The sequence below is a fragment of the Georhizobium profundi genome (assembly GCF_003952725.1).
GTDB classification, from domain to species: Bacteria; Pseudomonadota; Alphaproteobacteria; order Rhizobiales; family Rhizobiaceae; genus Georhizobium; species Georhizobium profundi.
In genome coordinates, this window is sequence record NZ_CP032509.1 from 123,239 (window position 1) to 143,412 (window position 20,174).

A 20,174-nucleotide genomic window follows, 5' to 3' on the forward strand; every position below is an offset into this window, starting at 1 on the left:
ACGTTAAGGCCGCATTTTAGACCAATCGAGGCCATAATCGCCCGGCATGGATGCCGCCGCGTCGGTAACGGCGGGTGCATCGGAACTGCCAGCAAGGCAGCACATCCCGCCGATCCGTTCGACCAAGGGACATGTCTCCTGCGTTTCAAGAGGCGTCGGAATGATCAAGAAGTACAGATTCGAAAGCGAGCCGGAAGACCGCATGTCGCTGCGGAAGATCGCGCTTTGGGCAGCCTTTCCAGTCGGCGCTGCGCTCGTGCTTGCAGGTGGCATTGCGGTCAACATGGATCGTGCGCAACAGACGGAGCCCGTCGTCGAGCTTGCAGCAGTCGAGGAAGCGCCGGGCGCCACAATCATGGCAGCAACTTCTGTCGCCAAGGCCGAACGTCCGGTCGACAGCGAAGCATCTGAAGTGGCCGAGACGACGCCGCAGCCGCTTGCCGCGAGCGACCCCCGTTGGGGCGTCGAAGCCCTCGCCACGACGGACTCTTCACAATCGGAAGAAACCGCGTTCGGCGCCCAGGGCGATGCCGACCCGCTGCCGGCTGAAACAGCTGATGATCTTGGTGCAGCGCTTGCCGCAGCCACCATCGATGAGAAGACGACCTCGGCGATCGACGCTCTTCAGTCCGATCCAGCCGCAGAAGTCGTCGTCGCCGAAAGCGAGCAGGAGGTTGCAGCGCTCGAGCAGGCCGTTGCCGTTCGCCAGGACCAGCTTCCCGACGCAGCTTTCGTTGCGGAGCCGAATTTCGCAGTGGCCGCGCTCGATGCGCAGACCGGCGGAGTCTCTGGCGAAGGCGCCAGCGGCGTCGCCACCGCCGGATTTCTCCCAGGCCGGACGACGGAATATGTGAACTTCCGAACGGGACCCAGCAACGACGCGGAGACCATCAGCATCGTTCCGGGAGGGACTCAACTGACAGGACAGCCCATCGACGAGTGCGTGCATTTCTGCGCCGTCGAGATCGATGGTCGGCAGGGCTACATCTACAAGGCGTTCATCGACTATGCGGCGCCTTCGGTCGACACCGCGCGCTCCGAATAGAGCGATAGCGGCGGACGCGTGTCCGCCGCCTGTTGTGCTTACTGAAGCACCACGACCTTTGTGTTGCGGCCAGGCGTCACGCGATCATAGAGATCGATGATGTCCTGGTTGATCAGGCGGATGCAGCCGGACGAGGCCGCGGTGCCGATCGAATCCCACTGCGGCGTGCCGTGCAGGCGGTAGAGCGTGTCCTTGCCGTCCTGATCGAACAGATAAAGTGCTCGTGCACCAAGCGGATTCGTGAGGCCCGGATCCATCCCACCATCGGCATATTCTTCCAGATGCGGCTCGCGTTCGATCATCTCGACAGGCGGATGCCAACGCGGCCAGGCCTGCTTCCAGGCCACATAGGCTTCGCCTTCCCAGGCGAAACCGGCGCGCCCGACGCCGATGCCGTAGCGCACGGCTTCGCCGTTCGGCAGCACGTAATAGAGAAACTTTTCCGGCGTATCGACGACGATGGTGCCCGGCGCATACTCCGTCGGGTAGCGCACGATCTGGCGCGAGAAGCGCGCTTCCAGCCGCTGCATCGGCACGGCCGGGATCGTATAGCCCGCATCGACGATCACGCCGTAATCCGGCGTCAGTTGCGGTGTCGCGGCGATGGGCGGAACGGTGGTGCAGCCGGCCAACGCAAGGGTCGCGGTGGCGGCGGAAGAGATTAGAAACTGGCGGCGGTTCATTGTGGGATGTGCCTTCGGCGGGGGCGGCCTGCCCTCGGCATCCGCACTGCGCCCAAACCATATTTTCGCCACCGCAGCGCCACAAGCGGCACGCATGCGCATCGGCGCGATTTAGCGGCGGGATTGTTTTTCAGCAACAAGTCATGGACTGGCCGCGGGCCGCCACGTGCGTTCTGTTATTGTTCCGAATCGGCCGCCATGGCAAACTGGCAAAATGCCTATCGTTGCCCCCTATGCTCAAAACCCTTTGATCGATGGTCGTCAGTCCGATCGCGCCATGATGGTGCGGCGCGGCGTACAGCGGTTGCTCGCGGATCTTCGCTATGCGTCCCTGCCAGAACTGGCCCTGGCCAGCGGGCGGCGTGCGGATATCGTGGCGCTCACCAGCGGCGGTGAATTCTGGATCGTGGAGATCAAGACGTCGGTGCAGGACTTCCGTGTCGACCGCAAATGGCCGGACTACAGGCTGCATTGCGACCGGCTGTTCTTCGCCACGCATCCCGGCGTGCCGATCGACATTTTCCCGGAAGAGTGTGGGCTGATCCTGTCGGACGGCTTCGGCGCACATCTCTTGCGCGAAGCACCGGAGCACAAGCTTTCCGGTGCGACGCGCAAGGCGATGACGTTGAAATTCGCGCGGGCCGCCGCCGGACGACTTCTCATGGCCGAGTGGGCGACCGGCAACAGCTTTCCGGCGGAAGACGCCGAATAGACCTACCTTCAGCGCGGGGCGCGTTTTGCGAGAATGCGCTGCAGGGTGCGGCGATGCATGTTCAACCGACGGGCCGTTTCCGACACGTTGCGCTCGCACATCTCGTAGACGCGCTGGATGTGCTCCCAGCGGACACGGTCGGCCGACATCGGGTTTTCCGGCGGTTCGGCCTTTTCGCCTGGCTTGCGGGTGAGCGCTGCCGCCACCTCGTCGGCATCGGCGGGTTTGGCGAGATAATCGATCGCACCGAGCTTCACGGCATTGACCGCGGTCGCGATATTGCCGTAGCCCGTCAGAACGATCATGCGGGTATCGGTCCGGCGCTGGCGGATCGCATCGATGATGTCGAGGCCGTTGCCGTCGCCGAGCCGCATGTCGACCACGGCGTATTTGGGCGGCGCGGCTTTCGCCTTGGCGAGGCCTTCTGCCACGGATTCAGCCGTCTCCACCACGAAGCCGCGGGTTTCCATGGCGCGCGCCAGGCGTTTCAGAAACGGCGCGTCGTCATCCACCAGCAGCAGGGAGGGATCCGGGCCGATATCGCCGTCGGCAACATCCTCGTTGATCATTCTTCAGGCTCCATTGCGGTACCGGCCGTCCCGCCGGCTTCTATCCACTCGTTACATATGGGAGTTTCGCGCCCTGCGGCAATCTTTGGGCAGAATTCGCCGCATCCATTGCGCTTCTCGGCCAGCTGAGCCGGATCACGGCCCCCTTCCCATCGCCGGCTCCGTTTTCGAAGACGACCGTCGCGCCGGTGCGCTCCAGCAGCGTCTTGGCGATGAAGAGCCCGAGGCCGAGCCCCCCCGCGCGCTTGTCCTTTCCGCCCGTGCGCCGCGTCACGAACGGCTCGCCGATCTTCACGAGGATCTCCGGCGAAAAACCCGGACCGTCGTCGGAAATCACGATATCCACGCGATCGCGATCGTAGCGCGCATTCACCCGCACCTTCTCATGGGCGAAATCCACGGCGTTTTCGACGAGGTTGCCGAGACCATAGAGGATGCCGGCATTGCGCAGGCCGACCGGCTCTTCGTCGGTCACGGCCTCGATCGCCACATCGATCTCGACGCCGAATTCGCGGTGCGGCGCTACCACTTCTTCCAGGAGAGACGAAAGCGGCAGCTTGCGCATGTGCTCCTCATCATCCGTCGACAGCGTGGTCAGGCGGCGCAGAATGTCCCTGCAACGTTCAGTCTGGGAGCGAAGCAGCTGCAGGTCTTCACGGTAGCGTTCGTCGAAGCCGAGCGCGCGCTCCATTTCCTTCACCACGACGGAGATGGTGGCGAGCGGCGTGCCCAGTTCATGGGCGGCAGCGGCAGCGAGGCCATCGAGCGCGAAGAGATGCTGCTCGCGCTGCAACGTCAGTTCGGTCGCCGTCAGCGCGTCCGCAAGTTCGTTGGCTTCCGACGACACGCGGTGGACGTAGAAGGCAGCGAAAAGCGTCGTCGAGACGATCGCGATCCAGATGCCGGTGATCAGCACCAGATGAGCCTCGTAGATGATGCCCGGGTACCAAGGCAGCGGCAGGTGAAAGGCCGCCAGCAGCGTAACCGCAGCGATCGTGAGAGCGCCGAGGACCAGCGTCTGTCGGATCGGCTGTGACGCGGTCGAAATGATGACAGGCACGCTGATCAGCACCGAGAACGGATTGACGAGACCGCCGGTCATGAAGAGCAGGCCGGAGAGTTGCAACACGTCGAAGCCGAGAACGCCGAGCGCTGCGGGTGGGCTCAGTCGGTGCGTCGCCGGATAGCGAAACGTCAGGAAGATGTTCAGCCAGGCCGAGGATGCGATGAGGGCAAAACAGAGGAGAACCGGAAACGGGAACTCCAGGATAAAGGCGACGATCAGCACCGTCAGCGACTGGCCGACGACGGCAAGCCAGCGAAGCCGCGTCAATGTCTGGAGGCGCAGACGATAGCGCGAGAAACGATCGCGTCCGCTCAAGGAATTGTCGGCAACCGCCATGGTCGAAGCCCGTCCTTCTCGATGTCGTTCTGACATGGCAAAGGCGGCGGGCGGAGTCCAGCGAAGCTCACGAACCGCGCGGTTTTGCCCTGCGCGTCGGTTCAGCCCGGGCGGGATCTTCCGGCCATGGGTGCTTGGCATAGCGCCCGCGCATATCCGCACGAACATCGGCCCAGGAGCCGGCCCAGAAGCCCGGCAGATCGCGCGTCGTCTGGATCGGTCGGTGCGCAGGCGAGAGCAGTTCCAGCAATAGAGGCAGGCGGCCCTGCGCAATCGTCGGATGGGACGCGAGCCCGAAAAGCTCCTGCACCCGCACCGCCAGCACCGGCACGTCGCCATCGTAGCGGATCGGGATGCGCGAGCCGGTCGGCACGACGAAATGGGTCGGCGCCTCCGCCTCGATCATGCGATGCAGGTCGTAGGGCACAAGCGCCATGAGACCCTCGGTCAGGCTTCCCGCTGCGATCCGATCGAAGGCCCGCACGCCCGACTGGTACGGCGTGAACCAGATTTCCAGCTTCGCCAGCAGCGCATCGTCGTCGACCGCCGGCCAAGGGTCCCCGATCGAACGATTGAGGAAGCCGAGGCGTGCGCGCAACTGCCGGCCATTGTCGCTCCAAGGCAGTGCGTCGACGCCGAGCCGGCGCACGCCGTCTGCCAGCGCTTGCGCGGTTCGCTCATCGGTCGGCACCGGGATCGCGCGCTCTTCCAGCACGATGGCGCCAAGGCGGCGGACGTGGCGGGCCCGCACCGATCGACTGTCCGTATCGAACATGCACTCGTCGCCGTCGACGCCGCGCGTCTCGACCAGCGCTTCCACCTCGCCCGGATCGATGGCAGCGGCTGCCTGGATGCGCTGGGCACCGGCGCGGCCGGTCAGATCGGCGATCACCAGCCATTCCTCCCCTGCCAGAGGGTCGTGCGGATCGAGCTCGGCGCCGCGGCCATTGGCCATGAGATAACGGCCACGTCCACCGCGGTTGCGGGCACCACGATCGGGGTAAGCAAGCGCCAGCAGGCCGCCCGTCGAAAGCTTCTGCTCGGTCCCTCCGGCGCCGTCCAGATTTCTGACGATGCGGCGGGACAGTTCCCGTGCGGCGGATGCGCGCTCTCCCTTCTCGCTGCGCCAACGGCGAAGCCGCTCCGACACATCGATGGACGAGCCGCCCAGCCCCTGCTCCGTCAGCAGCACGGCGATGTCGGCTGCATCGAGGCGACTCGAGCGCGGCGCGGAGGCCACCATGGCCGCGAGGCGGGCGGGAAGCCCGAGCCCGCGGATCGCGCGTCCCATGGCGGTCAGTCCGCCGGCGGGATCGAGGGCGCCCAGTTCCACCAGCAAGGCACGCGCCTCCTTGAGGGCAGGCGCCGGCGGTGGATCGATGAAAGCGAGCACCGTCGGATCGGGGACGCCCCAGGCGGCGCTGTCAAGGATGAGGCCCGATAGATCGCTCGACAGAATTTCCGGCGGCGTGAAGGCCGGCAGCGCGGCGGTTTGCTCGGCACGCCAAAGCCTGATCGCAACGCCGGGTTCGGTGCGGCCCGCGCGTCCAGCGCGCTGATCGGCGGACGCGCGTGACACCCGCACAGTCTCCAGCCGCGTGATCCCCGTTGCCGGTTCGAAATGCGGCAGACGCTGCAGGCCGCTGTCGATAACGACGCGCACGCCGTCGATCGTCAGCGATGTTTCGGCAATCGAGGTCGCAAGCACGATCTTCCGCTCGCCAGGTGCTGCCGGCCGTATCGCGCGATCCTGCGCTTGCCCATCCATCATGCCGAAGAGCGGCGCCAGCACCGTGCCTTGCGGCAGCCGGCCTTCCAGCCGCTCGGCCGTGCGACGGATTTCCGCCTGGCCGGGCAGAAAAGCGAGGATCGATCCTGTCTCCTCGCCGAGCGCGGCACGGATCGCATCTGCCATGGCATCTTCGATGCGGTCGCCCGCCCGGCGTTCGCGATACCGCATCTCCACCGGAAAGGCCCGGCCGGCGCTTTCGATCACCGGCGCATCGATCAAGGCGGAGACGCGGTCGGTATCGAGCGTCGCTGACATGACGAGCAGGCGCAGATCGTCGCGCAACGCTGCGCGCACATCGAGGGTGAGAGCAAGGGCGAAATCCGCATCGAGCGCGCGCTCGTGGAATTCATCGAAGATGACCGCCGCGATCCCTGCGAGTTCTGGATCATCGAGGATCATGCGCACGAAGACGCCTTCGGTCACGACTTCGATGCGCGTCCGCTTCGATATCTTCGTGTCGAGCCGCATGCGGTAGCCGACCGTATCGCCGACTTCTTCACCAAGCAGATCCGCCATGCGGCGCGCCGCAGCGCGGGCGGCCAGGCGGCGTGGTTCCAAAAGGATGATCCGACCGTCGCCCCGCCAGGGGGCGTCGAGAAGCCTGAGCGGAACGAGCGTGGTCTTGCCGGCACCCGGAGGTGCGGCGAGGACCGCTGCGCCTTGCCTATCCAGCGCAGTGGCAAGGTCGTTAAGAACCGCCCCGACCGGCAGAGCACGCGCCGCCGCATCGAATGTGTCGCGGTTCATGGCGCGCCGTTCATCTCGAAGACCGCGCCGCCCGCAGCCTCTGCGTCGGCCGCATCATGCGTGACCAGGATGACGGGCAGTTTCGCCGCCCGCGCCTGGTCGAAGACCAGTCGTCTCGTCTGCGCCCGCAGGCTCATGTCGAGCTTGGCGAAGGGTTCATCCAGCAAGAGCAGGCGGGGGCGCGACAGGAGCACGCGCTGCAGGGCGACACGCGCCTTTTGCCCGCCCGAAAGCGTATCGGGGTCACGGGGCCCGAAGCCGGCGAGATCGACCTCCGCCAACGCCTTTTCGGCGATCGCGCGGCGATTTGCCCGACCCTTCACGTCCGGCGGAAGGGCAAAGGCAATGTTGGAGGCAACCGACATGTGCGGGAAGAGGAGCGGGTCCTGGAACAGGATGCCGGCATGGCGGGCGTCGGCCGGCAGCGCCGTCAGGTCAACGCCATCGACGAGCACCTGTCCTTGCGCATCGAAAATCGGATCGAGAAATCCGCCGATATAGGCAAGCAGCGTCGATTTGCCGGAGCCGGACGGGCCCATCACCGTCAGCGTCTCGCCCGGCGCCACATGGGCGTCGAGTGCGATCAGCAGGCGGCCGTCGAGACGGATCGCGATGTCGCGGAGGCTAAGCCCCGCTCTTTCAGGCTGTGTCATTTCGCTCAGACGCGCATGGATCGACGACCGCGAAATAGCAGTGCAGGCACGAGCGAGGCAATCGCGAAGGCGACAAACGGAAGAAGCGTCTGCAGAAAGGCATAGACGCCGATGACCCGCCGGTTACCACCGGATGCAAGCGCCACGGCTTCCGTCGTGATGGTGGTCAGCCGCCCCTCGCCGATCAGCACGGTTGGCAGATATTGACCGACGGAGACGGCAAATCCCACCGCCGCGGCCGTCGCGATGGCCCGCGCCAGCATCGGCAGACGGATGCTGAGAAGCGTCGCAAGGCGCGATCTTCCCAGCCCGGCTGAAACCCGGTCGTAGCGACGATCGAGCGCGCGCCAGGGGTCGGACAGCGACAGGAACACGTAAGGGAGCACGAAGATCAGGTGCACGAAAACGAGTGCGGCAAAGCGCTGGTCGGTGCCGCTTGCGACAAACAGGACCTGCAGACCGAAGACGAAGGCGATCTGCGGCACCATCAGCGGCATATAGATCGCGAGCAACGCTCGGCTGCCGCCCGTCTTGCCGGTCTCGATTTCACGCTCGAGACATCCGATGGTGAGCAGAAGCGCAATCAGCGTGGAGGCAAGCCCGGCAAGCAACGTGGTCGCCAACGGATCGAGAATGCGCGGCAAGGCGCTCTGCCAGGTGGAGAGCGACAGAGCTTGTGGCCAAAGGTCCGGAAACTGCCAGAAGGCTGAAACGGACCAGAGAGCCAACAGCGCCACACCGGCGAAGACGATCAGGCCCGCAATCGCAGTCGCTGTAAGTGACAGGATGCGCACGATCCGGTCGCGGCGAAATCGAAGGCCGCCGTCACAGGCCGCCGTGACCACTGCCGCAACGAAGCGCTCCAACAGCCACCAGAGCGCAAGCGCCGCGATCGTGACTGATAGCTGCAGCACCGCCCCGGCGGAGGCCAAAAAACGCACCGAGAGATCCGGATCGTTCATCCATCTCAGCAGCCTGACCGGCAGGGTCGGCGGCAGGTTGGGGCCGAGGATGATCGCCACATCCACGACCGAGGTCGCATAGGCAATGACCGCATAGACGGCGAAGCGGATCTGCCGGTAGACGCGCGGCGCAAGCGCATAGGCGAAGCCGGCCACCCGGCCATAGCCCATCGCCGATGTGAGTTGCATGGTCGGTCGGTGCGGCAGCTGCGGCAGGGCGGCGAGCGTCACCAGAAACAGGAACGGGATTTCCTTCACGATCAGGCCAGCCATCATGGTCAGCCCGAGCGGGTCGTTGATGATCAGGAGATCGGGTGGCCGATCGATCCCGAAGACCGGCGCCGCCAACCGGATCAGATAGCCCGATGGCGCGATGAGGAAAGCGAACCCGAATGCGGCGGCCGCATGGGGGATAGCGAGCAGCGGGGACAAGAGATGCTGGACGCGCTGAAACACGCGCGTTTGCGACCAGCCCGCAACGAACAGCATGACGATCCCGAGCGAGATCGCCGTCGTCGCGAGACCGACGAACAGGCTGAGCCAGGCAGAGCGCCAGATCGCAGGCATGGCGAAAAGCTCGGCGAAATGCTCTGTGGTGACGGTCGTGCCGCCGAGTGCCGGCAGATAGCCCAAAGCCGGCAACACAGTGCCGACAAGGCCGAAGACGAGCGGCAGGATCAGAATGCCGATCGTCAGCGGTGGAGCGAGACGCGCGAGCGTCATCGCCGGACCACAGTCAGATCGGGAGCTGCGCGCTCGTCAGGCCGGGCGGGCCAAGGCGATCTGGCGAGGCGCGGCTTGGTCACTCAATTGCCGGCGATGTAACGGCGGCGCCACTCGTCTTCGATCCGCTCCATCCAGGATGCGTGGGGCTCATCGATGATCGGTCCGAGTTCATCCGGGGCGAGCGTCGCGACACCGAGGTCAAGAGCGTCGAATGCCGCCCGATCGGCGTCGCTGAGCTTCGCCATCGCAAGCACGGTTGGATCGCCCCAATAGGCCGGGTCCTGCTTGCGCAGCTGCGCCTCGGGTGAGATCAGGAAATCGGCGACGACAAGCGCACCGGCGGCAGCGGAGGAATTGTACGGCACGGCCACGAAGTGGGTATTGCCGAGCGTGCCTTCCGGGAAGGTGAAAGAGCGCACCGTATCCGGCAGCTCACCGGCAGCAATGGCAGCCGACGCTTCGGCCGGGTTGAACGCGAAGATGATGTCGAGCTCGCCGTCGGCGAGCTTCTGCTTCATGTCCGGATAGTTCTGCGGAAAGGCCGCAGCGGAGCGCCAGGCAACGCTGTGAAGCTCGTCCAGATAAGCAAAGAGCGGGGCGACATCCGCCTCGAAGGTTTCGGGATCGACTGGCCGCTGCAGCTTCTCGCGATCGTCGATAACTTCGCTCAGCACCTGCTTCAGGAAGGACGAACCGATGAAGTCCGGCGGAGCAGGATAGGAGAAGCGGCCGGGATTTGCCTTTGCCCAGGCGAGCAGGCTTTCCGCATCCTGAGGAAGATCGGCAGCATCCGTGCGCGCTTCATCGTAGAAGAAGACGAGCTTCGCGCCGCCCCAGGGGCTCTGCAGGCCTTCCGTCGGCACGGTGAAATCCGTCAGAATCGAAGGCTGGTTTTCGAAATCCACATACTGCCAGTTCGGCAGATCCTGCGCCCAGCCCGGCGAGAGAAGCAGGTCCTGCTCCTTCATCGCGACGAAGTTCTCGCCATTGATCCAGATAAGGTCGACAGAGCCGCCTTCGTTGCGACCGGCGGTGCGCTCGGCGACGACGCGCGCGACGGCATTGGCCGTGTCGTCCAGCTTCACGTGCACGACAGCGATGTCGAAGCGGGCATTTACTTCGCCAGACACCCATTCGAGATAGGCATTGATGTTTTCCGAACCGCCCCAGGCGTTGAAATAGACCGTCTGGCCGCGCGCTTCTTCCAGCACGGCATCCCAGTTCGTCGGGTCGATGTCAGCGGCGTGGAGGGAAGAAGACAGCGACAGACCGACCGCTGCGGCGAGTAGAATTCGTTTCAGCCCCATCGGCATGTACCCTCCGGTTGATGACGGACGAACTTAAAGCGAGGGCAACCGGCGTCAATGCACGACGCGACACGCCCCAACACGACTTCGTGTGGACCGCAGGGCGGAAAGGCTCTGGCCTAGTCCCGCGCTGCGCGCAGCATGGCAGCCCGCAGTTCTTCGATGCCGACCCCTTTTTCGGAAGAGGTCGCGAGCACTTCCGGAAAGGCCGCGGGATGCTTGGCGATCTTGGCGAGCGTTTCGGAGATCAGCCGCGGCACGCCGGCGGCCTTGATCTTGTCGGTCTTGGTCAGAACGAGCTGGTAGGACACGGCCGCCTTGTCGAGCAGATCCAGCACTTCCTCGTCGTTTGGCTTGATGCCGTGGCGGGCATCGATCAGTACGTAGACGCGCTTCAGCGTCGCGCGGCCACGGAGATAGTCGAAGACGAGCTTCGTCCACTGGTCGACCTGTTCCTTCGGCGCCTGGGCATAGCCGTAGCCCGGCATGTCGACCAGGGCCAGCGGCGGCAGATCGTCGGCCGCGCCCGAATAGCCGTCCGGGACGAAATAGTTAAGCTCTTGGGTGCGGCCTGGCGTGTTGGAAGTGCGCGCCAGGCCCTTCTGGATCAGAAGCGCGTTGATCAGCGACGACTTGCCGACATTGGAACGGCCGGCGAAGGCGATTTCCGGTGGGCCCTCTGGCGGCAGGAACTTCATGGCCGGCACGCCGCGGATGAATATCCACGGCTTCAGGAAGAGATTGGTGTCGACGAGCGTGCTTTCGGCAGTCACAGGCTTTTCCTTTCGCGCGCCGCGTCGAAAAAGGAGAACCCCGGATGGCCGGGGTTCTCGATGGTCGAAAATTTATTCGGCGGGCTTCGGCTTGCGGCGGAAGAGGCCGCGCAGATTGTCCCACAATTCGATCTTCACACCCTGGCGCTTCATGATGAAGCCCTGCTGGAGGATCGAAAGCGTGTTGTTCCAGGCCCAGTAGATGACGAGACCAGCCGGGAAGGTTGCCAGCATGAAGGTGAAGACCACCGGCATCCAGTTGAAGATCATCTGCTGCGTCGGATCCGGCGGGGTCGGGTTCATGCGCATCTGCAGGAACATCGTGACGCCCATGATCAGCGGCCAGACGCCGATGAGCAGGAATGCCGGCACATCGTAAGGCAGGAGGCCGAAGAGGTTGAAGATCGACGTCGGATCGGGCGCGGACAGATCCTGGATCCAGCCGAAGAACGGCGCATGGCGCATTTCGATCGTGACGTAGATGACCTTGTAGAGCGCGAAGAACACCGGGATCTGCAGGAGCACCGGCCAGCAACCGGCGATCGGATTGATCTTCTCGGTCTTGTAGAGCTCCATCATGGCCTGTTGCATGGCCATGCGGTCGTCGCCGTGCTTCTTCTTGATCTCCTCCATCTTCGGCTGAACCTTCTTCATGTTCGCCATGGAGACGTAGCTCTTGTTGGCGAGCGGGAAGAAGACGAGCTTGATCAGCACGGTGGTGATCAGGATCGAGACACCGAAATTGCCAAGGAGGCGGTAGAAGAAGTCGAGAAGGTAGAAAAGCGGCTTGGTGATGAAATAGAACCAGCCCCAGTCGATCATCAGGTCGAAGCTCGGGATCTGGAACTGATCCTGGTAGCCGTCGATGATCGGCACCTGCTTGGCACCGGCAAACACCTTGTTCGCAACTTCCACCGTGCCATCGGCCGGGATTGTCAGGGCGTCGGCGCGGAAATCGGTCTGATAACGGGCACGGCCTTCGCCGAAATAGGCAAAGCGCGAGACGAAGGGGTTCGCCTGATCCGGGATGAGCGCGGTTGCCCAGTACTTGTCGGTGATCCCCATCCAGCCGGCGGACGCCTGCTCGACGGAAATGATGCCATCTTCCTCGACGTCCGAATAGTCGATTTCGCGCAGGCCGGCATCGCCGAAAAAGCCGAGAAGGCCTTCGTGCAGAACGAAGATCGATGGCGTGGTCGGCTTGGAGAACCGGGTCGAACGTCCATAGGAGGCGAGTGATACGGTTTCACCGCTGGTATTGGAGACCGTATCGTCGACCTGGAACATGAAGTCGTCGTCGACGGAGATCGTGCGGGTGAAGACGAGACCCTGGCCGTTGTCGAAGGTCAGCGTGACGGGCGTCTGCGGCGTCAGTTCGGCGCCCGCCTCGGCTTCCCAGACGGTGTCGGCACCCGGAACGGGACCCGCCGCTTCACTGCCGACATAGCCAAGCTCGACGAAGTAACCGGTTTCGATTGCGGCAGGAGACAAAAGCGTGATGATCGGGCTGTCGTCATCGACGGTCTCGCGATAGCCCTTCAGGCGCAGATCGTCGAAGCGCGCGCCGGTCAGGTTGATCGAGCCGGTGAGCGACGGCGTGTCGATGGCAACGCGTTCACTCGCGGCGATCGCGGCATCGCGGTTGACTGCGGTGACTTCGAGACCACCTGCCCCACCAGGCAAGGCTGCGTCCGGCGCTTGACCAGCGGCAGGTGCAGGCACACCTTCGACGCCTGGGCTCGGGTCGCGCGTCACGGCTTCCTGCTGCTGGCCGGTGGCCTGCCGTTCGGCCTCGATGCGCGGGTTGATATAGAAGAACTGCCAAACGATCAGCACAAGCACGGAAAGCGCTATTGCGATGAAGTAATTGCGGTTGTTTTGCATCCTGCTTTCCTGGATTTCCGCCGTGGGCGCGGCTTGATCGAGCCGCTGCCGCACCGCCGTCGAAGCGGCGTTTGCGCTGACCCTACGTGTCCTTGACCGAACCTGTTTTCGGCCGGCTCTGGGAGCGCGGCCCTTCGATGCGTTCTTTGATGGCTGCCGTCAAGCGACAAAAGGGCGCAGAGAGCATGTCGCGGCGGCCTACCAGCACATAGTCGACCCCAGGCTTCATCGCTGCGGCTCCCGAGAGCCTCACTGCTTCGCGCAAACGGCGCTTCATGCGGTTGCGCTCAACCGCGTTGCCCTGGCGCTTCGTCAGTGTGAAGCCCACGCGCGGCGGCTCATCATCTCCACGAGACCTCGTCTCGAGAAGGAAGAACGGGCCCTTGTGTTTTTGCCCGGTCTTCATGGCGACGAAATCGGCACGGCGTTTCAACCGTTGCGGATTTCCTTTCGGCTTGTCGTCGAGCATGTGCCAGCCTTTTCAATCAAAAGCGGGCAACAGGCCGATCAAGCCGACAGACGCTTGCGGCCGCGTGCGCGACGTGCTGCGAGTACCTTGCGGCCACCTGCGGTGGCCATGCGTGCGCGGAAGCCGTGACGGCGCTTGCGCACGAGTTTGGAAGGCTGAAATGTACGCTTTGTCATTTATTTAGATACCGCGGGGTGCGGCCCTTCTTGGTCTGTCGAAACAGAAGCGTTGCGATGGATCATCCGTCTCGCGGCACGTTCAGCTCCCTTGGGAGCGCCCCGACCGAGCACGAATGTGGCCGGCTTATAGGCAAGAAGGGCCCTCAAAGTCAATCTCGCCCGGGCTTTGCCGCGGTGACCGGACACGCCCCCATCACGCAGACGTTTGGCAAAGCGAGCGCATGTCATTGGCCTCTGCGCTCTTTTCGCTGTAGCCCGATGATGGTCATACCCGCTAAAGGATCGCCTCACGTGAAGCAGCACAGCCCCTATCCGACCGCCAATTCGGCTTTCGATGCCGAAGGGCAGGACGCGCAAGGTCGTGAAGGACATGGATCGGAGCGGCGCATGACCGGACGGGCTCTCAGCCGCTTTCTGCCAGCGGTCGCCATCCTCGGCTGTCTGGCGCTCGGCTACGCATTCGGGCTCCAGGACTATCTGTCGCTAAACGCGCTTGCCGATCATCGCGACCAGTTGCAGGGCTTCGTCGCAGCCAACTTCCTTCTTGCCGCCGCAGCTTATCTCGGCGTCTACGCGCTGGCGGTGGCGGTCGCGTTCCCCGCGGCATCGGTTCTCACCGTTTTCGGCGGCTTTCTTTTCGGCTGGCTGGCCGGGGGCGCCTTGACGGCAGTTGCCGCGACCACGGGTGCGACGCTGCTGTTCCTCGCCGCCCGGAGCACGCTCGGCCCGACCTTGCGCGATCGCGCGGGCGGAAGCCTCGCGCGTTTTGCCGATGGCTTTCGCAAGGATGCCTTTTCCTATCTGCTGATCCTGAGGCTCGCGCCGATCTTCCCCTTCTTCCTGGTCAACATCGCCCCGGCCTTCTTCGGCGTCAGCACCCGGACCTTCGTGATGGCGACACTGATCGGCATCCTGCCGGGCACTTTCGCCTATTCCTATCTCGGCTCCGGCCTCGACAGCGTGCTCGTTGCGGCGAGCGAAGCCGGCACGACGCTGTCGCTCGGCGATCTCGTCACGCCGCAGATCACGCTGGCCTTCGCGGCCCTGGCAGCCGTTGCCGCCATTCCGCTGATCGTCAAACGCGTGACCCGCCACACCAAGACCTGAAGCGTCGCATGCGTTTCCGGCCCTTCGCGCAAAGCCGAGACTGATCTAGAGATGCGCAAGCGGATGAAGGAAACATCATGACGTCCAAGACTGCAGAGAGCGCCGTTCTGAAACCCGACATCTGCGTCATCGGGGGAGGCTCGGGCGGCCTGACGGTTGCCGCCGCTGCCGCCTCCTTCGGCGTTTCGGTCGTTCTCATCGAAAAGGGCAAGATGGGTGGCGACTGCCTGAACTATGGCTGCGTTCCCTCCAAAGCGCTGATCGCTGCGGCCAAACATGCCGAAGCCATCCGCGAGGCGCCGCATTTCGGTGTTTTCGCCGGCGAGCCCGAGATCGACTTCGCCAGGGTCAACGCCCACATTCACGAGGTGATCGGGGCGATCGCGCCGAATGATTCCGTCGAGCGCTTTCGGGCGCTGGGCGTCAACGTCATCCAGGCGGAAGCGCGGTTCACCGATGCCCGAACCGTGGTGGCCGGCGACCAGACGATCCGCGCCCGGCGCTTCGTGCTTGCCACGGGTTCGAAACCGCGCGTGCCGGACATCTCCGGTCTCTCGGACGTCGACTATCTCACCAATGAGACGCTGTTTTCGCTGACCACCCGGCCGGAGCATCTGATCGTTATCGGTGGTGGGCCGATCGGCGTCGAGATGGCGCAGGCCCATCGTCGCCTCGGCTGCGCCGTCACCATTCTCGAAATGGGCACGCTGCTCAGCAAGGAGGATCCCGAACTTGCCCGGATCGTTACGCGCCGTCTCGAAGCGGATGGCATCGCCGTGCTCGAAAACATCGAAATTCTGAGGGCGAGCAAGGGCGGTGACGGATCCGTTTCGATTGCCTACCGGATAGATGGCAAAGAGACCTCTGTTACGGCAAGTCACCTGCTCGTCGCGGTGGGACGCGCCGCTCAGGTCGACAATCTCGGCCTGAAGGAAGCCGGCATCACATTCGATCAACGCGGCATCAAGGTCGGCAGCGGGCTCAAGACGAGCAACAGCCGCGTCTTCGCAATCGGCGATGCGGTGGCGGGCGGCCTGCAATTCACCCATGTGGCGAACTACCATGCGGGCCTCGTCCTGCAGCAAATCCTCTTCCGCGTGCCGGCCAAGGAGAACCGCTCGGTGATACCGCGCGTCACCTTCACGGACCCGGAGCTGGCCCAGATCGGCCTGACGGAGGAAGAGGCGCGCAAGGCCGGCCACACCATCACGATCCAGCGCTGGCCCTACGCGCAAAACGATCGCGCCGAAGCGGAGCGCCGCACGGGCGGCGAGATCAAGATCGTGGCGGGAAAGCGCGGGGTGATCCTCGGCGTCGGCATCGTCGGCCACGGCGCCGGCGAGATGATCAATCTCTATGCGCTCGCTCTGTCGAAGAAGATGACGCTCAACGATCTGCGCGGTTTCATTGCGCCCTATCCGACCATGAGCGAGATAGGAAAACGTGCGGCGATCTCCTATTATGCACCGATGACGCGCAAGCCTTTCGTGCGCAAGCTCCTGGCCTTTCTGCGTCGCTTCGGCTGATGGTTCGGGCTGCTGCTGCGCGGGGAACGGTGCATATGGATAGGACATGAGCGAAGCGGATATCCCGCCCCCTGACGTCACGCCGCCCGGCCGCGTTTCAGCGAAGGAAGAGGCGCGGACACCTGGTGGGGACGATGAGATCCGGCTCGGCCGGGGGCTCTCCAGCAAGCTCCTCTTCCTGACGATCCTTTTCGTGATGATCGCCGAAGTGCTGATCTTCGTCCCTTCCGTCTCGAACATGCGGCTGCGCTGGTTGTCCGACAAGCTCGCGACGGCTGCCTCCGCCAGCATCGTCGTCGAAGGCTTCGACGAGATGGACCTTCCCCAGCCGGTCCAGACCGACACCCTGATGAGCACCGGCACCAAGGCCATCGCGCTCCGGCGTGCAGGCTCCTCGCGCCTGATCGCCAGCACGCAGGTGCCGCCGACCGTCGACATGCAATATGATCTCTCCGATGTCGGGCCGCTGACAGCTATCGGCGATGCCATCGGAACGCTCGTCCATGGCAGCGACCGGATCATCCGTGTCTTCGGCCCGGTTGCCGGCGATCCGGGCACGATGATCGAGATCGTGATGGAAGAACGGCCGCTGAAGACGGCGATGCTGGTTTATGCCCGGAACGTCCTCATCCTGTCGCTCGTCATCTCCTTCATCACTGCGGGCTTCGTGTTCTTTGCCATCAATGCGCTTCTGATCCGGCCGATCCGGCGCATGACGGCAAACATGCAGGCCTTTGCCGAGGCACCGGACGAGCCCGCGCGCGTGATCCGCCCCAGCACGCGCGATGACGAGCTCGGCCAGGCCGAACGCCACCTCGCCTCCATGCAGCAGGAACTGCAGCACACGCTGAAGGAGCAGAAGAACCTCGCCGATCTCGGCCTCGCCGTCTCCAAGATCAACCACGACATGCGCAACATCCTCGCCTCCGCGCAGCTCATCTCGGACCGCCTCGCCGGCGTCGACGACCCGATCGTGCAGCGTTTTGCGCCAAAGCTTCTGCGCACCATCGACCGTGCCGTCTCCTATTCGAACGAGGTGCTCGCCTATGGCCGCGCGCGCGAAGCGACGCCGAAGCGGCGCTGGCTGGATCTGAAGCGGCTGATCGAGGACGTGCGCGACATCACCGCCGTTGACCCCGCCTTCGAGATCGATTTCGTGATCGACATGCCCGACGGGCTCGAGGTGGAAGCCGACAGCGAGCAGCTCTTCCGCGTCATCCACAACCTCTCCCGCAACTCGGTCGAGGCGCTGAAGAGCCTCGAAGGCGACGCGGCGCTCGTGAAGCGCATCCGCGTGGCCGCCAGGCGCGAAGGCAGCGTGGTGACTATCATGGTCGAAGACACCGGCCCCGGCATGCCGGCCGGCGCACGGGCCAATCTCTTCAAGGCGTTTCGCGGATCGACCCGGCCCGGCGGCACGGGTCTTGGCCTTACCATCGCGCGTGAGCTCGTGCTTGCCCATGGCGGCGACCTGAAGCTGGTGGAAAGCAACAGCCCCGGCACGATCTTCGCCATCGTTCTGCCCGACCAGCCCCTGCCGATCGCAGCTTTTCGCAACCGCCCGAAGCACCGGCTCGACCAGGATCGCCAACAGATCCCCTGATCGTCGCCTGGCCATCCCGTGCAACGCATGAGCATGCGGCTGCGCTGGCCGTAGCTCCATGGACCCAGCAGCGCTTGATCTGCAGGCCGCACGACGTGCTCATAAAGAACAGTTCGACCTCATCCAATTTTTTCCCGAACCGCGCTTGCATTCCCCCCGGCTACGTTTTAGGTAAGCGCCGTCGCGGTCGATCCACCGGATCCACCGCCAACGCGCCCGTAGCTCAGCTGGATAGAGCACCAGACTACGAATCTGGGGGTCAGAGGTTCGAATCCTTTCGGGCGCGCCATTTAACCCACTGAAATCACTTCATTTTCTGCCTTCAGCGCGATAGCTCCCCAGCATAAAAATCCATTTTAGTCTGGGTTTTAGTCTGGGGTTTTTGTTGCAGATAGACGCGGAATGTCGGCATCGGCAGCATGTGATTCCCACTTTTTGATAGCTGGTGGGGCGAATTTGATGATGGTCTCGGGGGGAAAGCCTTCCCCCTGGCCGGCACTTCGTTGCCGGCGCACCCCCTTCTGCGGGGAGACCCCGCAACGCCCCCCTAGAGTGAGAGGCAGGCCGGGTTTGCCGTGACGGGCTGGGATCGGGAGAGAGGCTCCCGAGGCCCGTCGCGGAGTAATCCCGATGGCCAGACATGACCGCAGCGCTCGCGCCGGCTCGGACCGGACGAGCCTTTACGACGACATCACCGACAAGATCATCGCCGAACTGGAGGCGGGCCGCGTGCCCTGGGTGCAGCCTTGGGGCACCCCCGAGGCCGACGCGCTCCTCGGCCTGCCGAAGAACGCCGTCACCGGCCGGCAATATTCCGGCATCAACATCCTTCTTCTCTGGGGCGCCGTGGTCGAGCGCGGCTTCCCCGGCCAGGGCTGGCTCACCTTCCGCCAGGCGCTCTCGCTCGGCGGCAATGTTCGCAAGGGCGAGCACGGCACCACGGTCGTCTACGCCGACCGCTTCATCCCCGACGAGGAAAAGAAGCGCGCGCAGGAAACCGGCGAGGAAGCCCACGCGATTCCCTTCCTGAAGCGCTTCACCGTGTTCAACACCGTGCAATGCGAGAACCTTCCCGAAGACGTCACCGTCGCCGCACCGCCTCCGCCGCCCGGCCAGATCGAGCCCACCGTCGAGGCGCTCATCAAGGCCACCAGCATCGACTTCCGCATCGGCGGCGACAAGGCATTCTATATGCCGGCCCCCGACTATGTGGTCGTGCCGCCCCCGGCCGCCTTCTTCGAGCCGATCAACTGGCACCGCACGGCCCTGCACGAGCTGTCGCACGCCAGCGGCCATCACTCGCGCCTCGCTCGCGATCTCGGCGGCTCCTTCGGCTCGAAGAAGTATTTCGTCGAGGAATGCGTCGCCGAGCTTTCGAGCGCCTTCTGTTGCGCGGCGCTGGGCATCAGGCCCACCGTGCGCCATGCCGACTATATCGGCGCGTGGATCGACACGATGCGCGAGGACAACCGCGCCATCTTCCGCGCCGCGTCGCAGGCCAGCAAGGCGGCCGACTGGCTTCTCTCCTTCCTGCCGGCCGACGAGCAGCCCGCCGTCGATGCCGCCTCCTCGATCGACAGGAGGGCGGCATGATGACCTACGCGCAATTGCGCACCGCGCTCGCTCGGATGGAGGAGAGCCTGGCTGAGACCCGGCACAACCTCGCCCTTGTCGAGCGCCGGCTTTGCGACGGCGCGGAAGCCGAGACCATCAGGCGGCGCCCGAAGTCGCGCTGGTATCATCGCCGGATGAGCCGCTGGACCGGAGCCGACGAGGCCGAATACCGGCGCATCCTCGATCGTACGTCCAAAGCCGCGCAGGCCGAGCTTGAGCGGCTTCGCCGCAAGGTCGAGCGGCAGAACGGCGCGATTTTAGCGCTGCGCTGCAAATACCGCATCAACGACGAACGGCCCCGGCAGTACGCCTTGTGACCGTTCCGGCCGATGGCTGCGCCGGTGTGTGCCGGCGCAGCCGAGAGGAAGAGAGGTGCCGGGGTTTCCGTGACGGGTTGGAAGCGGAGAGAGAGGCTCTCCGC

18 protein-coding genes and 1 tRNA gene are annotated in these 20,174 nt (G+C 64.3%); 8 read left to right on the plus strand and 11 right to left on the minus strand.

Going from position 1 to position 20,174, the window contains the following annotated elements; genetic code table 11:
- Window positions 1–160 precede the first annotated feature (160 nt).
- On the plus strand, window positions 161–1,045 hold the full coding sequence (locus tag D5400_RS00600; protein WP_126006668.1) for an SH3 domain-containing protein: 885 nt from the start codon (window positions 161–163) through the stop codon (window positions 1,043–1,045).
- Between the two features lie 38 nt (window positions 1,046–1,083).
- On the opposite strand, the gene D5400_RS00605 is transcribed toward D5400_RS00600, so the two are convergent.
- Complete coding sequence (locus tag D5400_RS00605; RefSeq protein ID WP_126006670.1) at window positions 1,084–1,728, minus strand: L,D-transpeptidase; 645 nt, start codon at window positions 1,726–1,728, stop codon at window positions 1,084–1,086.
- Window positions 1,729–1,942: 214 nt separating this feature from the next.
- Here D5400_RS00605 and D5400_RS00610 point away from each other — a divergent pair, with 214 nt between their 5' ends.
- Window positions 1,943–2,440 (plus strand): MmcB family DNA repair protein, encoded by a 498-nt coding sequence (locus D5400_RS00610; protein ID WP_126006672.1) that lies wholly within the window; start codon window positions 1,943–1,945, stop codon window positions 2,438–2,440.
- 8 nt (window positions 2,441–2,448) lie between these two features.
- Here the strand turns inward: D5400_RS00610 and D5400_RS00615 are convergent, their stop codons facing one another.
- The 10 genes from D5400_RS00615 to rpmH form a co-directional block, all read right to left on the minus strand.
- Window positions 2,449–3,009: an ActR/PrrA/RegA family redox response regulator transcription factor gene (locus D5400_RS00615; RefSeq protein ID WP_126006674.1), complete on the minus strand. Its 561-nt coding sequence runs from the start codon at window positions 3,007–3,009 to the stop codon at window positions 2,449–2,451.
- A gap of 40 nt (window positions 3,010–3,049) precedes the next feature.
- Entirely contained in the window at window positions 3,050–4,411 is a 1,362-nt protein-coding gene (locus D5400_RS00620; RefSeq protein WP_126006676.1) for an ActS/PrrB/RegB family redox-sensitive histidine kinase, read from the minus strand.
- 67 nt (window positions 4,412–4,478) lie between these two features.
- The gene (gene hrpB / locus D5400_RS00625; protein WP_126006679.1) at window positions 4,479–6,950 is read right to left on the minus strand and encodes an ATP-dependent helicase HrpB; all 2,472 of its coding nucleotides are present in this window, start codon (window positions 6,948–6,950) and stop codon (window positions 4,479–4,481) included.
- Window positions 6,947–7,603 (minus strand): ATP-binding cassette domain-containing protein, encoded by a 657-nt coding sequence (locus D5400_RS00630; RefSeq protein ID WP_126006681.1) that lies wholly within the window; start codon window positions 7,601–7,603, stop codon window positions 6,947–6,949. The genes hrpB and D5400_RS00630 overlap by 4 nt, the downstream gene beginning before the upstream one ends.
- A gap of 5 nt (window positions 7,604–7,608) precedes the next feature.
- Entirely contained in the window at window positions 7,609–9,288 is a 1,680-nt protein-coding gene (locus tag D5400_RS00635) for an ABC transporter permease (protein WP_126006683.1), read from the minus strand.
- Between the two features lie 83 nt (window positions 9,289–9,371).
- Window positions 9,372–10,598, minus strand: coding sequence for an ABC transporter substrate-binding protein (locus tag D5400_RS00640; RefSeq protein WP_126006685.1), 1,227 nt, complete (start codon window positions 10,596–10,598; stop codon window positions 9,372–9,374).
- Between the two features lie 119 nt (window positions 10,599–10,717).
- Window positions 10,718–11,371: a ribosome biogenesis GTP-binding protein YihA/YsxC gene (gene yihA, locus D5400_RS00645; RefSeq protein WP_126006687.1), complete on the minus strand. Its 654-nt coding sequence runs from the start codon at window positions 11,369–11,371 to the stop codon at window positions 10,718–10,720.
- Window positions 11,372–11,443: 72 nt separating this feature from the next.
- On the minus strand, window positions 11,444–13,255 hold the full coding sequence (gene yidC / locus D5400_RS00650) for a membrane protein insertase YidC (protein ID WP_126006689.1): 1,812 nt from the start codon (window positions 13,253–13,255) through the stop codon (window positions 11,444–11,446).
- Window positions 13,256–13,337: 82 nt separating this feature from the next.
- Entirely contained in the window at window positions 13,338–13,724 is a 387-nt protein-coding gene (gene rnpA, locus D5400_RS00655; RefSeq protein ID WP_126006691.1) for a ribonuclease P protein component, read from the minus strand.
- 38 nt (window positions 13,725–13,762) lie between these two features.
- Entirely contained in the window at window positions 13,763–13,900 is a 138-nt protein-coding gene (gene rpmH, locus D5400_RS00660; protein WP_126006694.1) for a 50S ribosomal protein L34, read from the minus strand.
- A 390-nt stretch (window positions 13,901–14,290) separates the two neighbouring features.
- Here rpmH and D5400_RS00665 point away from each other — a divergent pair, with 390 nt between their 5' ends.
- The 6 genes from D5400_RS00665 to D5400_RS00690 all read left to right on the plus strand — a co-directional run bounded on the left by D5400_RS00665 (window position 14,291) and on the right by D5400_RS00690 (window position 20,070).
- Window positions 14,291–15,010: a TVP38/TMEM64 family protein gene (locus D5400_RS00665; protein ID WP_126012540.1), complete on the plus strand. Its 720-nt coding sequence runs from the start codon at window positions 14,291–14,293 to the stop codon at window positions 15,008–15,010.
- Between the two features lie 77 nt (window positions 15,011–15,087).
- Entirely contained in the window at window positions 15,088–16,536 is a 1,449-nt protein-coding gene (locus tag D5400_RS00670; protein ID WP_126006696.1) for a dihydrolipoyl dehydrogenase family protein, read from the plus strand.
- Window positions 16,537–16,582: 46 nt separating this feature from the next.
- Complete coding sequence (locus tag D5400_RS00675; RefSeq protein ID WP_126006698.1) at window positions 16,583–18,139, plus strand: sensor histidine kinase; 1,557 nt, start codon at window positions 16,583–16,585, stop codon at window positions 18,137–18,139.
- 212 nt (window positions 18,140–18,351) lie between these two features.
- A tRNA-Arg gene (locus D5400_RS00680) sits at window positions 18,352–18,428 on the plus strand.
- A gap of 341 nt (window positions 18,429–18,769) precedes the next feature.
- Complete coding sequence (locus D5400_RS00685) at window positions 18,770–19,732, plus strand: ArdC family protein (protein ID WP_126006700.1); 963 nt, start codon at window positions 18,770–18,772, stop codon at window positions 19,730–19,732.
- On the plus strand, window positions 19,729–20,070 hold the full coding sequence (locus D5400_RS00690; protein WP_126006702.1) for a hypothetical protein: 342 nt from the start codon (window positions 19,729–19,731) through the stop codon (window positions 20,068–20,070). Before D5400_RS00685 ends, D5400_RS00690 begins: the two co-directional genes overlap by 4 nt.
- The last annotated feature ends 104 nt before the right edge of the window (window positions 20,071–20,174 follow it).

Excerpts from the sequence above, each read along its gene's own strand:
- D5400_RS00600 (WP_126006668.1), top strand. The coding sequence starts at position 161 with ATGATCAAGAAGTACAGATTCGAAAGCGAGCCGGAAGACCGCATGTCG.
- D5400_RS00620 (WP_126006676.1), bottom strand. The coding sequence starts at position 4,411 with ATGGCGGTTGCCGACAATTCCTTGAGCGGACGCGATCGTTTCTCGCGC.
- D5400_RS00635 (WP_126006683.1), bottom strand. The coding sequence starts at position 9,288 with ATGACGCTCGCGCGTCTCGCTCCACCGCTGACGATCGGCATTCTGATC.
- rpmH (WP_126006694.1), bottom strand. The coding sequence starts at position 13,900 with ATGACAAAGCGTACATTTCAGCCTTCCAAACTCGTGCGCAAGCGCCGT.
- D5400_RS00605 (WP_126006670.1), bottom strand. The coding sequence starts at position 1,728 with ATGAACCGCCGCCAGTTTCTAATCTCTTCCGCCGCCACCGCGACCCTT.
- D5400_RS00670 (WP_126006696.1), top strand. The coding sequence starts at position 15,088 with ATGACGTCCAAGACTGCAGAGAGCGCCGTTCTGAAACCCGACATCTGC.
- D5400_RS00690 (WP_126006702.1), top strand. The coding sequence starts at position 19,729 with ATGATGACCTACGCGCAATTGCGCACCGCGCTCGCTCGGATGGAGGAG.
- D5400_RS00615 (WP_126006674.1), bottom strand. The coding sequence starts at position 3,009 with ATGATCAACGAGGATGTTGCCGACGGCGATATCGGCCCGGATCCCTCC.
- D5400_RS00630 (WP_126006681.1), bottom strand. The coding sequence starts at position 7,603 with ATGACACAGCCTGAAAGAGCGGGGCTTAGCCTCCGCGACATCGCGATC.
- hrpB (WP_126006679.1), bottom strand. The coding sequence starts at position 6,950 with ATGAACCGCGACACATTCGATGCGGCGGCGCGTGCTCTGCCGGTCGGG.
- D5400_RS00675 (WP_126006698.1), top strand. The coding sequence starts at position 16,583 with ATGAGCGAAGCGGATATCCCGCCCCCTGACGTCACGCCGCCCGGCCGC.
- D5400_RS00640 (WP_126006685.1), bottom strand. The coding sequence starts at position 10,598 with ATGGGGCTGAAACGAATTCTACTCGCCGCAGCGGTCGGTCTGTCGCTG.
- D5400_RS00685 (WP_126006700.1), top strand. The coding sequence starts at position 18,770 with ATGGCCAGACATGACCGCAGCGCTCGCGCCGGCTCGGACCGGACGAGC.
- D5400_RS00610 (WP_126006672.1), top strand. The coding sequence starts at position 1,943 with ATGCCTATCGTTGCCCCCTATGCTCAAAACCCTTTGATCGATGGTCGT.
- D5400_RS00665 (WP_126012540.1), top strand. The coding sequence starts at position 14,291 with ATGACCGGACGGGCTCTCAGCCGCTTTCTGCCAGCGGTCGCCATCCTC.
- yidC (WP_126006689.1), bottom strand. The coding sequence starts at position 13,255 with ATGCAAAACAACCGCAATTACTTCATCGCAATAGCGCTTTCCGTGCTT.
- rnpA (WP_126006691.1), bottom strand. The coding sequence starts at position 13,724 with ATGCTCGACGACAAGCCGAAAGGAAATCCGCAACGGTTGAAACGCCGT.